The sequence below is a fragment of the Helicobacter sp. genome (assembly GCF_017502485.1).
In the GTDB taxonomy this organism is placed as follows: domain Bacteria; phylum Campylobacterota; class Campylobacteria; order Campylobacterales; family Helicobacteraceae; genus Helicobacter_B.
The window spans coordinates 103991-116833 of record NZ_JAFVUX010000028.1 but is presented as its reverse complement, the minus strand read 5'-3'; the positions used below and the strand labels follow the sequence as shown (position 1 = coordinate 116833).

Here is a 12843-nt window from a genome sequence, read left to right as displayed (position 1 = left end):
AAGTGCAAGTGCGCACAATGCTAGAGCAAAATGCAGCCCTAAGCTATGTGGGCTATCGCGTGATTGATGAAAGTGGGGCAATGCTTGGGGGCTTTCTCCCCCGCGCCACAATCACCTACAACGATATGCTTAAAACTTGTCAAATCGCCAACTCCACGGCAATGTATGAGAGAGACAAAGTCGGCACACCGCAAGCTGGCACAATCCGCCACGACTATGAGCTTTGGCTCTCTATTTTGCGCGATCATCGCGCTTATATTGCCCCCCCACCACCACAGGATTGAGACGCCCTAGATTCTAGCTCTGTTTATCTCGCACGCATTAGGATACACGATCAAAGCGACACTGCCAACAAGCTTAAATCCGCGCGCAAGCAGTGGCAAGTCTATTGCAAGATTTTGCAGCTGCCGTCGCTTGATAAGATAGGATTCTGTGCGATGGAATTTGGGGAGTTTATGCCAAATGCCATTGAGCTGGGCTTGGTCATTATGGTGGCGGGGTTTTTGCTACCTACAAATGACTCTATCAAAAAGCGGTGGTTTTTCTTTGTGGTATGGTTTGTGATGATGTATTTTGCTTTGCATTTGGTCGTTGGTTGGATCGCACATAGATTTACCATACTTTTTATCACGATTTTATTGGGCTTTTTGATCTTTGTGGGGGTAAGGGGGTTTGGCATAGCTGCAGTTTGTTTTGGCGGTGTTTGCTTTGGTGTAGGGGGTGTGGGGGATATTATACAAGCAGCGCACCGCGCAAAATGCTAGCCTAAATGCTGGGGGATAATTATGCGTTTTTATCCTATCAAAGAGCGTGACTAGGTCACCTAGCTCTCAAATGCGTATTTTGTGAGTAATAGAATCTAAACCCACTCTTTAGCTGCCTATTTGCAAAGTCTTTGGAGAATGTGAATAAAGAAATCACGCATATAATTCAGGGCAAAATGTGGATTTTAGCACCTGCTGGGTATTCGATGAGCTATGCTGATTTTTTGTGTCTTGAAGGAAACGCTGATCTCAACTAGTTTAAAATCACCATTCTGAGCGCTGCTGCTTGCGGCGGGATCGTGAATAATCTTGTTTTATAAATTTTTATAACATAAGAATTTATAAAACAGATTCTTCGGGCAACACACTTAGAATGACAGTGTACATAATCAATCAGCATGAACATAATTGCTTATTTTAGAAATAAAACAACCTTCAAAAATACTAGAACGGTGGCAGATTTATCTGCAGCCGTTCTATATAAACTCGTTAATGTATTTTACGCTAGGTCAAACCTGTCTGCGTCCATGACCTTGTTCCAGGCGTTTATAAAATCTGCCACGAATTTGTCGCCTGCGTCATCGCTGGCATACACTTCAGAAATTGCGCGCAACTCAGAGTTTGAGCCGAAAATCAAATCGACGCGTGTGGCTGTCCATTTACTCTCGCCTGTCTTGCGGTCTGTGCCTTGGAATACAAGTCCTTCCTCATTCACTGGCTTCCATTCGTAAGCGATGTCAAGCACATTCACAAAGAAGTCGTTTGTGAGCACGCCCACATTTTTAGTGAACACGCCGTGCGGCGCATTGCCGTAGTTCACGCCAAGAACTCTCATACCACCGAGCAACACTGCCATCTCAGGAGCGGTCAAGCCCAGAAGCTGTGCGCGGTCAACGAGCCATTCCTCTGGTGCGACTTTTGACTTTTCTTTTTGGTAGTTGCGGAAGCCGTCATTCTTTGGCTCAAGTACATCAAAAGTTTTTGTATCGGTCATTTCCTGTGTGGCGTCCGTGCGTCCTGGCTTGAACGGCACAGTGATTGTCTTGCCAGCAGCTTTGGCAGCTGTCTCAATGCCGACCGCTCCACCAAGCACAATCAAGTCGGCGAAAGAAACTTTTTTGCCGTTGCCAGCCGCGTCGAACTCCTCCTTGATTTTTTCATAAACACCAAGCACTTTTCTCAACTGCTCAGGCTCATTGACTGCCCATTGGGATTGTGGCTCAAGCCTGATTCTGGCGCCATTTGCACCGCCGCGGAAGTCCGAGCATCTGAAAGTCGAGGCTGAAGACCAAGCAGTGTATATAAGCTCTCTGACAGAAAGTCCGCTTGTAGAGATTTTTATCTTGAGCCTTGCAACATCAGCTCCGTCGATTTGCTGATAATCGGCGGCAGGTACTGGGTCTTGCCAAATCAAGTCTTCTTTTGGTGCTTCGCTGCCCAAATAGCGTGATTTTGGTCCCATGTCCCTATGCGTCAACTTGAACCAAGCGCGTGCAAACGCATCGGTGAATTCCTCTGGATTGTCTTTGTAATGCCTGGCAATTGGTGCCATAATCGGGTCAAAGCGCAACGACATATCTGCGGTTGTCATAATCGGTTTGTGAGTTTTTGTTGGGTCGTGTGCATCGACAACAGTTTTGGCAGCTTCTGGATCTGTCGGCTCCCATTGGAACGCTCCGTAAGGACTCTTCACCAAGTTCCAGTCATATTTAAAAAGCGTCTCCAAATAGCCCATATCCCATTTTGTCGGGTTCGGCTTCCATGCACCTTCAATGCCGCTAGTTGTGATATCGTTGCCTTTGCCGCTACCCATACTGCTTTTCCAACCCAAGCCCATCTGTTCGATTGGAGCGGCTTCTGGCTCAGGACCGATTTGCTCCGATTTTGCCATACCATGAGTTTTGCCGAATGTGTGACCGCCAGCGATGAGAGCGACTGTCTCTTCTGGAGTCATGCCCATACGCCAGAAAGTCTCGCGCACTTCTTTGCCAGAAGCAACTGCGTCAGGCACTCCGTTAGGTCCTTCTGGGTTGACATAAATCAAGCCCATCTGCACGGCTGCGAGCGGTTTTTCGTCCGCGCGAGCTCCTTGCCAAGTACCGTCAAGCCATTGCTTCTCGCTGCCCCAATACACATCGTCCTGTGTTTCCCACACATCGGCGCGACCGCCCGCAAAGCCGAATGTCTTGCAACCCATTGACTCAAGAGCGCAGTTGCCTGCAAGAATCATCAAGTCCGCCCAAGAAATCTGCTTGCCGTACTTCTTTTTGATTGGCCACAAAAGCCTGCGTGCCTTGTCCAAATTGGCGTTGTCCGGCCAGCTGTTCAGTGGTGCAAATCGTTGTGTGCCGTCTCTGGCACCACCACGGCCGTCGCCCATGCGGTATGTGCCAGCACTGTGCCAGGCCATTCGGATAAAAAGCGGACCGTAATGACCGTAGTCTGCAGGCCACCAGTCTTGAGAAGTCGTCATCACCTCGAAAATGTCTTTTTTCACCGCAGTCAAATCAAGTTTTTTGAACTCTTCTGCATAGTCGAAGCCCTCACCCATCGGGTCGCTAAGATTTGAGTTTTGGTGCAAGATTTTCAAGTTAAGTTTGTTTGGCCACCAATCCTTGTTCTGTGTCCCAGACCCCGCTACAGGTCGAGAATTGTGCCCTGTCACAGGGCATTTCGATTCACTCATAATTTACCTCCAGGTTTTTCAATTTAATTTAAGGCAAGTTGCGCTTAGGATTATAATCATGTTTGTTTTTAAAGTCAATACATTTTAATAATAATTATAAAAGTATAATAATTATTAAAATGTATCAAAAACTTACCAAGATGCATTCTCATAGAAACATTTACGCTTGTCTTTTCTAGTTTGGCAACAAGATTGGTAACCCACTATTTGCAGCCGAGAAATCACCCCATTTTAGATCGTGCTATGTGCGCGGTGTTTTTGCCATTTATCATTCTAGCGCGCTACCACAAGCTAAGATTCTTGCAAAGCCTTTTTTATATCTCTTTCTTGGTAATAACATACCTTATGTCGAAAGCCTGATTGATAGTTTTTCCTGAGCTTCTGCAATTTCAAAGATTCATTCTTAGGCATAATTGGATTGATTGTATTGCTGAGTTCTATACAAGCCTGCTCGATATTCTCGCATATAGTAGAGCAAAACCACTCGCCTGCAATATCATTTTCACCATTGACATCTTGTGCACCACTACAACACGCACAAAATCTAAATTTATCCAAACACTATTATGCACATAGTAGAATGTATCAGTGAAACAATATTTTTCCAACATTTGGGCAAAACAACAGCAAATTCCCTATACTTTCAACATCTAGCTTCAAATCTTTGGAGAGCGTTTTGCTTAATTGTTTATGAGATTTTCCATCACGCCCTTCAAAATAAAATTGCGATAATATCAAAAAAACGCAACTCAAGCTTTTATGCTCAAAACAATCTTAAAGTGATTAAAGTATCCACAAAATATTTGTATGACAATACGCTACAATGCCACGATCATTTACCACCACAATTCACACCAATCCCCCAAAGCCAAAGGAGCGATATGAGCGAGTTTTTATACGCGACTCTTAATGCAGCTAGAGAGATTATCCCCCTGCTTGCTATGCGTGAAGAGCATTTGCTGCAAGCGGGCTCAAAAGGAGTTGGCGGAGATATAAGCATAGGCGCAGATCTGCTATGTGAAGAGATTTTTACCAAGCATTTATCGCATATTGGGCATATTGATTCCGAAGAAAGCGGGCTTATCGCAGCTAGCGCGCAGATAAAAAAAATGGATTCTAGGACAGCTCCCACAATCGTGCTAGATCCACTCGACGGCAGCGACAACTATCTCTCTAATATTCCCTACTATGGCGCTTCACTTGCGTTGTGCGATGGCACAGGAGCAGTGCTAGAAGCAGCGGTGGTGAATTTCTGCAGTGCTCAAGTGATCTATGATCATAGCAGTGCGCCCTATGCAAGTAGAATCCATATTTTCACACAAGAGCATTCTCCCATAGTCCCCACTCACGCCAAATGCGGAGTCTTTGAAAAAGCCTATTCCTACCCAGATATTGCTAGAGAGTTTTATATCCATAAGCTTAAATTCCGCTCTTTGGGGGCTAGCGCACTCTCTCTCGCTTATGCTTTAGAGCATAATTTCTTCCTTTTTTGTGGGGAGATACGCAAGTATGACGCATTAGCAGGGCTCTTTCTCTGCCGTAATTTGCAGATCGCTAGGGGCGCGGACTTTTTGCTTGTAAGCCAAAATAAGCAAGTTTTTGGTATGATTGAGAGAATACTTTCCAAGCACCATATTAAGCAGATTTAAGTGAGATTGTAAGGAGCATAGGCGATGGGATTTATGGAGTTTTTAAAAAACATCAAGCGTGATGAAGCAAGAAGTGCCAAAGACACTTCAAGCCATTGGGTCAAGTGTAGCAAATGTGGTGCGCTTATGTATTACAAAGAAGTAGCAGCACTTGGGCAAGTTTGTCCAAAATGCAACTATCATTTCCGCATTTCTGCAAGCGATAGAATCCAAATTCTCTGCGATGGTGAAAGCTTCATAGAGTATGATAAATCCCTAGCTCCTGTGGATCCGCTTAACTTCGTAGATAAAGAGAGCTATAAGCAACGCGTGAAAAAATACGAGCAAAAGACAGGCCGCCCAAGCTCGGTGATTGCTGGGGAAGGGCGTATTTTGGGTGTGCCTATGCAGATTGTATTCTTTGACTTTGCGTTTATGGGTGGGAGTCTTGGCTCTGTGGAGGGGGAGAAAATTGTGCGCGCCATTGATCGTGCAGTGATGAAGCATCAATCGCTAGTTATCGTCTCTACAAGTGGAGGAGCTAGAATGCAAGAATCCACCTACTCTCTTATGCAAATGGCAAAAACTTCTGCTGCGCTTAATCGCTTAAGCGAGCACTCTTTGCCATTTTTCTCTGTGCTTACAGATCCTACCTTTGGTGGGGTGAGTGCGAGTTTTGCGTTCTTAGGTGATGTGATTATCGCAGAGCCGGGTGCTATGATAGGATTTGCTGGGGCTAGGGTGATTAAGCAAACAATTGGCACAGATCTCCCAGAGGGCTTTCAAACTGCAGAGTTTCTCTTAGAGCACGGGCTTATTGATATGGTCGTATCAAGGGGTGATTTACGCAAGACTTTGAGTGATTTAAGTCTTTATCTCAATCCATTCAGCTATGAAAATCCAGCTCTACACCATATCTAAGCCACTATCCCAGACAAAGCTAGAAGAGCATTATCACAAGCTTTGCAGAAGCTTTGGCGTGGAGATTATAATGCAGTATATCTTCCCAAGTGCAGTAGCCAAAGCTCAAAAACAAAGCTCCAAATGTGCGCAAGAGTCCTACACCAAGGCTCTGCTTCCGCTACTACTGCCAAGCAAGCAGGCAAATATCGCGCTTCACCCGCAGGGTGCTAGCCTAGATTCTCAGGGCTTTGCCAAGCTTTTTTCTAATCAAACGCGGTTGGCATTTTTCATCGGTGGGGCATTTGGCTTTGAGAAGGCATTTCTTGATAGGACTACGCCCATTAGCCTAAGCCCACTGACTTTTAGCCATACAATCGTGGGGGTGATTGTGCTAGAGCAGATTTACCGTGCGTGTAGCCTGCTGGCAAACCACCCCTACCACAAATGACTACATCAACAAGGAGTGTGCGTGGAAAATACGATCGATATACAGGAGTTTAAGGCAATTTTGCTTGCGCGTAGGCTTGATCTCCTAGAGATTCTAGCCCTGGGGAACACGAATATCAAAGACTTGCACGCAAGTAGCTTGACTGATGATAGTGATTTGATTTCAGCAGAGATACAAGGCAAGCTAGATTCTCTAATCATTGAGAAATACACTATAGAGCTTGCCGAGATTGAAGCTTCATTGCAAAAAATTACTGATAATACCTATGGAATTTGTGAAATGTGTGATGAAATGATTAGTAAAGAGCGACTTATAATCAAGCCCCACGCGCGCTACTGCATCACTTGTAGGGAGCTGTATGAGAAAAATCAGCCCAAGTCGTAATTATTGAAGGAGATGTGATGAACTTTATAGGCTACACACTTTTTTCATTGGTGTTTTGTATCGTGGTATTTGCTATCACACTTGGGGTATGTGTGCGGCAATATGAGCTAGAGATGGCGTTGGCATTTACGATTGCGCTTTGGGTGAGTGCGCCTGTAGGGGTGTTTTTCATCTGCACAAGCGCGCTACTCTTTTATAAAAATTTGCATACATTTATTGGACAAAAGCGTGCGCAAAAAGACTTCTCTCTCCTAATCGACCAAATCTGCACCCAAGCGAATGCTCTCTCCTTAAGTCAGCTAAATCCACTAGAATCTACACATTCTCCATACACACAAGCCTTACTGTACCATACTAATAACAAGCAGCTCTCCGCTGTGATTGCTAGATTCCACCTTGTGCCAGCTCTTGGTTCGCAAGACTCTGGTAATGCTAAGATTGATAAGCTATTTTCGCTCTATCATACTATTGCACAAGGATCGCTAGAAGATATGCGTAAATACCACCTAGCGCACGATAATCCTTTCGCCCTACAAAACGACAAAAATTACGCCTTAACAAGTAGCAAACACGCACTAGAAATTTTTAGTGATACAAGCAAGAGTGATTCTATACGCGCCTATGCCTTTGGACTTATTTGTGAGTCTAAAAATGCCAAAGATTTACAAAAAGCCCTAAATGTTAATGCTTTTAACTGCCTAGATTCTAGCTCTTTGCAGCAGGCTTTGCTTCTGTGTAAGGAGCTAGACATTGAGCAAGATTCTGTACATATTGCTGGACTTTGCAAGCAAGCAGGCTTTGGTGGGGGCGAATATCTTGCTTTGGCAAAGGCTATGCAAAATCTCTGTACGCCTGATGAGTGGCTTAAGTATTTTGAGAATCTAATGAGTAATGATGAGTGCGCGCTTGTAGCGTATTTGTTTGTGCTAGTTGAGCTAGAGATGGTAAGCAAACTTGAGCAAGAGCTTAAAGGCTTTGGTATAGGTGAAATGACAGGGTTGCGCGCATATATCGAGCTAAAACGATTAGGGAAGCATTACCCCATTTCTGCCTTTGTTATCGCAGGATAATCTATGGTATATAAACAAGAATGGCGTGAATATTGCCTGCTGTTTTGTGTGGGGCTGATACTCACCGCCCTAGCATTGCTGCCACTCTCTGGTAGTGTGATTTATATTAAATCATCATTCCCTATTAATCTTTTGTATGTGGCAAGCGGAGTGTTTATGCTGGCATTTTGGCGTGATTTCGCACGCGTAAAAGTCATAATCCGCCCCCTTATAGGATTTTTTGCCATAGTGCTAGCACTCGGCGTACTCTCAAGCCTATATAGCACAAACAGCTATGAAACTTTGCAGAATGTGCGTAGGCTGGCATTTGATGGACTATTTATGCTTATTAGTTATCTTGCGCTTAAGCGTTTAGATTCTAGAGGGTTTTCTATCTTTTTTATGCTGTTGCTTGTGGTAGTGTTTATCCAGCCTGTGGCTACGATTGTGGATTTTTGCATTGACTATGTTAATGACAACATTTCTGTCAATACGCGTGCTACTGGGTTTAAAAACGATCAAGCTTTGGTGTATAGCTTTATTTTGCTCCTTGCTGTTGCATTCTCTATTGCTATGCTTTGGCTCACTCGCAGTAAGGCTCGCGTGTATAGTGCTGGGTTGTTTGTCATAGCGCTGCTTGCGATTTTGGCGAACAATTCTCGACTCGTCTTTGCGGCGTTGTTTATAGCTCTTTTGTTGCCGTTTTTATTGTTTAGATTTGCGTATAAAAGGTGGATTTTAATGTTTGTGGGAGGGTTGGCTCTAATCTTTGTGGCAGTAGTGTATGTCGCTAGTGCGCAGTGGAATGAGCGGTATAACTTCCACAAAATGGTAAATCATCTTTCTTATGTCCTTAGCTTTGAGCCTGCGTCTATGGGGCGGTTTGACAAAGCTTGCACACCAGAAGTGATTTTCTACAACAATGCCTTCGACTTCACTAAGCCCCTTGCATTTCACGCTTATAATCACAACTCTCTCTTTTTTACCAAGTATGCTGCTATCCCTGCGCTTATCAAGGAGTTTAGCGCGCTAGAATCTAGCGCCAACATTGCGATTAAAAGAGCATATTTACACGCATCTAGGTACTATGGCTGGTTGCTTTGCTCGCGTTTCTCTTTCCCAAAAGATGAGAGTTTCTCGTGGGAGCATAGCTCATTAGCACGCCTATCGATGAATAAATCTGTCCTGCAAGCCATTTGGCAAAACCCTTTACGCCCTAATGGACTTGGTTTTTTGACTTATGTGGATAATTTGGAGCAAATTTTCCCTAGAGACTCCTTGCACCACAGCTATGTACTCTCTTTCCCTGATCGCCCAGCTGGCTATCCACATCCACATAATCAGATCCTATCGCTTGCTTTTGAGATTTCTATCTTGGGGCTGGTAGCGATTGGGGGCTTTTGCTATATGGTGTTTTTCCATAAATTGCGCCCCGCTATGCATGCGCTAGAGTCTAGGCTAGATTCTAGCTCTAGTAGCGCGCTCTCCTTTAGCCAAGCTCTAGCACGCAATAGCTATGGGATCGTGTTTGTAAGTGGGGTGGTGTTTATCGTAGCACTTAGTGTGGCAATGATCTTTGACTGCTTGCTGTGGCGGTGGAATACGACTTACTTGTTTGTGTTATTTGGAGTTGTGCTAGCAGCCAAAGACTCGCTAGTGCAACAAAAACCAATAGAATCTAAATAAAATCCAAAGAGAAGCAATATGCAGTTTAGCTTTATTGATTTGTTTGCTGGAGTAAAAGGCATAGAATCTAGACTAAAAGCTAGTGCGTGGGTAAAAGAAGTCGCACAAATCTTAGTCGGCAATGGTGGGGGCAGAGATGACTTTGCTATCGCTGGAGGTAAGATAACAGATTCTAATGCAATACAAGAAGCCCTAGATTTAGCAAAAAGCATTGCAAGAGAGAAGCTAAGCTAAGGTATGACTTAAAGTTGAGTATAGAATTTAAGTATAAATGAGATATGAAAATGGGTAAAGGCTTAAGTTAAATGAATACAATCTTTTATAAATCTAGTAAAAGTATGTGTGAAGTGGGTGATTGTAGTGTGGATTTAATCATCACTTCACCGCCGTATTTTAATATCAAAGACTACTCAAAAGATGGCTATCAAAATGTAAAACACTCTGCAGTTGCGGGGGGGGGGGGGGGGTTTTAGGTTAGTACAGAAAACAAAACCTACATTAAAGAGCTTTTAAAAGTATGGCGTGAATGTGAGCGGGTGCTAAAGCCAAATGGCAAGCTTTGTATCAATGTGCCTTTAATGCCGATGTTTAAAAGGGACTTAAACACGCATTATAATCGCCATATTTTTGATTTGCAAAGTGATATACAACATAGCATTTTAGAAGCTACTTCTCTCTTTTTGCTTGATTTATATATATGGAATCGCACGAATACGACTAAAAAATTGATGTTTGGAAGCTACCCTTACCCACGCAATTTTTACGCACAAAATACAAGCGAATTTATTACGATTTATGTCAAAGATGGTAAGCCTACAAATCATACTTCACAAGAGCTAAAAGAGCGAAGCAAGCTCACTCAAAAAGAATGGGTGCAATTTACCAAGCAAATCTGGGATATACCTATACCAAATAAAGCAGATTCTGCCTTTGGCAAACACGCTGCCATTATGCCTGAAGCAATCCCTTACCGCCTTATTAAACTCTACTCTTTTATAGGGGATATTGTGCTAGACCCTTTTGCTGGGAGTAGGACAACGCTAAAAGTGGCAAGGGAGCTAGGGCGGAATTTCATAGGCTATGAGATTTATCCGCATTATAAAAGCGTGATTGAAGAAAAGCTTGGAGAGAGTGGATTATTTGCAATGCAAGGGCAGGAAAATGCTCAATAAAATTTATATACAAGATTGCTTTAGCTTTTTAGAATCTTTGGCAGATTCTAGCATTGACTTAGCCATAATTGACCCACCTTATAATCTAAAAGTAGCAAGTTGGGATAGTTTTAAAAGTGAAAAAGAATTTTTAGCATTTAGCTATAAATGGATAGATTTATTACTGCTAAAAATGAAAAAAAGCGGGAGTTTTTATATCTTTAATACCCCTTATCATTGTGCATTATTTTTGCATTACTTACAAGAAAAAGCTGTGTTTCAAAACTTCATCACTTGGTATAAAAAAGACGGCTTAAGCTATACAAAAAAACGCTTCGCCAATAACCAAGAATCTATTTTATTTTACACAATGGATTCTAAAAATTATTATTTTAATCCTGAATCTATCCGTGTGCCTTATGAATCAACAAGTCGCATAGAACACGCTAAAAAAATGGAATCCTAAAAAATGGCAAAAGATGGTATCCAAATGAAAATGGCAAACTCTGCCCTGATGTATGGGAAATCACTAGTCAAAGACACAAGCAAAAAATCAATGGCAAAACGCAAAAATTGCATCACCCAACCATAAAGCCTAAAGAGATGATTGAGCGAATGATAAAGGCGAGTTCTAAAAAAGGGGATTTAGTGCTAGATTTATTTAGCGGAAGTGGAATGACAAGCTTAGTGGCAAGGGAGCTAGGGCGGAATTTTATCGGCTGTGAAGCGAGTATTGAATATGTGGATTCTAGCTTAAATATAAGGGAGTGCTAATGGATAAAGTTTTACAAGAGATTTTACAAATAGATTCTAGTAGAGAGTGTATAAAATTTCTAGTAAAACGAGTGCAAAGTGATAATTATAGAGGGTTGCAAATCTCACAACATAATCGCTATACGCAAAAAGAAATTCTAGTGATTTTACAAGAGATTTATGAGCTTTGCTCTAATACATTATTGCAAATCCGCACAAGTGATTTAAGCAAGCGACCCTATAATATTGAAGGTGAAGAAAAATATGCTGAGCTTACAACAAAAATCTCTTCAAAGCTTGGGCGATGCACACAAGATTCTTTGCGTAAAAATATCTTTGTAGATTTACATAGAATGGGGCTTATTGATAGATTTAACGCTAAAAAGAAACAATTAAATCCATTTGATAATGGCACGAAAAAATATATTGCTCTTACAGATTTTGGCATAGAGTTTTTACAAAGCACAGATATTTTCACGCAGAATTTACTTTTTACAAGGGCTTTAGAAAATCTTATGCAAGGTTTTGGTGAAGAGATTTTGCATATTATTTTAGAATTAGGGAGTAATTATTTGACACTCTATGAAGTATTATTTTTTGTGACTTTTTTATATCAAAAACTAGATTCTAAAACCTATAATCGTAGTGATATTATCTCACTCATTAGAGATTATAGAACTTTAAGCAAATTTCAAAAACAAGCTTTGATTGAAAAAATAAAAGCCTATTGTGAGCCTAAAAATTTTAGCGGTGATAAAACACAAAAGAGAGATTTTCATAACTTTTTAAACGAAACACAACAGATTCTAAGTCTCTTAACACAAATGGCGTATTTTGAATATAACAAACACGATTTAAAACTTTATATCCGCACAGGAACTTATGGAATCTATGAAGACAATACCAAGCTTAAACGCTCCATTAAAGAAAAGTATTTATATTTCAAAAAGCATAATATCACAAAGGAAAAAGGCTTTGAGTTGCATCATATTGTGCCTTTGTGTTTGGCTGCAAGTAGGGCTGAATTTCAAATCATTGATAAATGGGAAAATATGGTTTATATAGACGCTTTTTCGCACGCAAAAATCACACAAAATAATAATGCAAATATGCGACTAAACTTTGAAAATAATGATGCAAATTTTAGTGATTTTAATGATTGTATTGTGCATTGTGAAAATAATACAAATATAAAATACGACACAGAAAAACAAGAACTTATGCTGGATTATAATAAACGCATTTTAGACTCTAAAATATCAATTTAACTTTATAGAATCCTTTGTTAATGACACCTCAAAGAGAGCGTATAAATTTTAATCAAATACAATCACAAAATAAGCCTAGTTTAGGAATCTCGTTTATAATATCGCCATAAATGCAACAAAGGA

The 12843-nt window shown here is 41.6% G+C and carries 13 protein-coding genes and 2 pseudogenes; 13 read left to right on the top strand and 2 right to left on the bottom strand.

Annotation, left to right across the window (positions count from 1 at the left end; all coding sequences use genetic code 11):
• Positions 1 to 2 precede the first annotated feature (2 nt).
• The gene (locus tag IKB69_RS06460) at positions 3 to 284 is read left to right on the top strand and encodes a hypothetical protein (protein ID WP_290947559.1); all 282 of its coding nucleotides are present in this window, start codon (positions 3 to 5) and stop codon (positions 282 to 284) included.
• A 114-nt stretch (positions 285 to 398) separates the two neighbouring features.
• Positions 399 to 764, top strand: a complete 366-nt coding sequence (locus IKB69_RS06455) for a hypothetical protein (protein WP_290947557.1) — start codon at positions 399 to 401, stop codon at positions 762 to 764.
• 499 nt (positions 765 to 1263) lie between these two features.
• Here the strand turns inward: IKB69_RS06455 and katG are convergent, their stop codons facing one another.
• Both katG and IKB69_RS06445 read right to left on the bottom strand, forming a co-directional pair.
• Positions 1264 to 3450 carry a catalase/peroxidase HPI gene (katG, locus tag IKB69_RS06450; RefSeq protein ID WP_290947555.1) on the bottom strand — a complete coding sequence of 729 codons (2187 nt, stop codon included), beginning with the start codon at positions 3448 to 3450 and terminating at the stop codon, positions 1264 to 1266.
• Positions 3451 to 3741: 291 nt separating this feature from the next.
• The gene (locus tag IKB69_RS06445) at positions 3742 to 4008 is read right to left on the bottom strand and encodes a hypothetical protein (RefSeq protein ID WP_290947553.1); all 267 of its coding nucleotides are present in this window, start codon (positions 4006 to 4008) and stop codon (positions 3742 to 3744) included.
• Positions 4009 to 4331: 323 nt separating this feature from the next.
• Here IKB69_RS06445 and IKB69_RS06440 point away from each other — a divergent pair, with 323 nt between their 5' ends.
• From IKB69_RS06440 to IKB69_RS06390, 11 genes and pseudogenes are all read left to right on the top strand, one after another.
• Entirely contained in the window at positions 4332 to 5099 is a 768-nt protein-coding gene (locus tag IKB69_RS06440; protein WP_290947551.1) for an inositol monophosphatase family protein, read from the top strand.
• A 24-nt stretch (positions 5100 to 5123) separates the two neighbouring features.
• A complete protein-coding gene (gene accD / locus IKB69_RS06435; RefSeq protein WP_290947549.1) occupies positions 5124 to 5999 on the top strand; it encodes an acetyl-CoA carboxylase, carboxyltransferase subunit beta in 876 nt (291 codons plus the stop codon).
• Positions 5971 to 6429, top strand: a complete 459-nt coding sequence (locus IKB69_RS06430; protein WP_290947547.1) for a 23S rRNA (pseudouridine(1915)-N(3))-methyltransferase RlmH — start codon at positions 5971 to 5973, stop codon at positions 6427 to 6429. The genes accD and IKB69_RS06430 overlap by 29 nt, the downstream gene beginning before the upstream one ends.
• A 21-nt stretch (positions 6430 to 6450) precedes the next feature.
• Positions 6451 to 6813 carry an RNA polymerase-binding protein DksA gene (dksA, locus tag IKB69_RS06425; protein WP_290947545.1) on the top strand — a complete coding sequence of 121 codons (363 nt, stop codon included), beginning with the start codon at positions 6451 to 6453 and terminating at the stop codon, positions 6811 to 6813.
• 17 nt (positions 6814 to 6830) lie between these two features.
• Positions 6831 to 7883 (top strand): hypothetical protein, encoded by a 1053-nt coding sequence (locus tag IKB69_RS06420; RefSeq protein WP_290947543.1) that lies wholly within the window; start codon positions 6831 to 6833, stop codon positions 7881 to 7883.
• 3 nt (positions 7884 to 7886) lie between these two features.
• Entirely contained in the window at positions 7887 to 9548 is a 1662-nt protein-coding gene (locus tag IKB69_RS06415) for an O-antigen ligase family protein (protein ID WP_290947541.1), read from the top strand.
• 33 nt (positions 9549 to 9581) lie between these two features.
• Positions 9582 to 9782: pseudogene (locus IKB69_RS06410) on the top strand (DHHA1 domain-containing protein); the annotation flags it as partial.
• A gap of 71 nt (positions 9783 to 9853) precedes the next feature.
• Positions 9854 to 10021, top strand: a complete 168-nt coding sequence (locus tag IKB69_RS06405) for a site-specific DNA-methyltransferase (protein ID WP_290947539.1) — start codon at positions 9854 to 9856, stop codon at positions 10019 to 10021.
• A gap of 24 nt (positions 10022 to 10045) precedes the next feature.
• Positions 10046 to 10720 carry a site-specific DNA-methyltransferase gene (locus tag IKB69_RS06400; protein ID WP_290947615.1) on the top strand — a complete coding sequence of 225 codons (675 nt, stop codon included), beginning with the start codon at positions 10046 to 10048 and terminating at the stop codon, positions 10718 to 10720.
• Positions 10710 to 11473, top strand: a pseudogene (locus IKB69_RS06395) (site-specific DNA-methyltransferase). The gene IKB69_RS06400 and the pseudogene IKB69_RS06395 overlap by 11 nt, the downstream one beginning before the upstream one ends.
• Positions 11473 to 12720, top strand: coding sequence for a restriction endonuclease subunit R (locus IKB69_RS06390; RefSeq protein ID WP_290947537.1), 1248 nt, complete (start codon positions 11473 to 11475; stop codon positions 12718 to 12720). Before IKB69_RS06395 ends, IKB69_RS06390 begins: the two are co-directional and overlap by 1 nt.
• Positions 12721 to 12843 lie beyond the last annotated feature (123 nt).

Coding starts and splice junctions, on each gene's coding strand:
- katG (WP_290947555.1), bottom strand. CDS start 3,450: ATGAGTGAATCGAAATGCCCTGTGACAGGGCACAATTCTCGACCTGTA.
- IKB69_RS06440 (WP_290947551.1), top strand. CDS start 4,332: ATGAGCGAGTTTTTATACGCGACTCTTAATGCAGCTAGAGAGATTATC.
- accD (WP_290947549.1), top strand. CDS start 5,124: ATGGGATTTATGGAGTTTTTAAAAAACATCAAGCGTGATGAAGCAAGA.
- IKB69_RS06430 (WP_290947547.1), top strand. CDS start 5,971: ATGAAAATCCAGCTCTACACCATATCTAAGCCACTATCCCAGACAAAG.
- IKB69_RS06420 (WP_290947543.1), top strand. CDS start 6,831: ATGAACTTTATAGGCTACACACTTTTTTCATTGGTGTTTTGTATCGTG.
- IKB69_RS06415 (WP_290947541.1), top strand. CDS start 7,887: ATGGTATATAAACAAGAATGGCGTGAATATTGCCTGCTGTTTTGTGTG.
- IKB69_RS06405 (WP_290947539.1), top strand. CDS start 9,854: ATGAATACAATCTTTTATAAATCTAGTAAAAGTATGTGTGAAGTGGGT.
- IKB69_RS06390 (WP_290947537.1), top strand. CDS start 11,473: ATGGATAAAGTTTTACAAGAGATTTTACAAATAGATTCTAGTAGAGAG.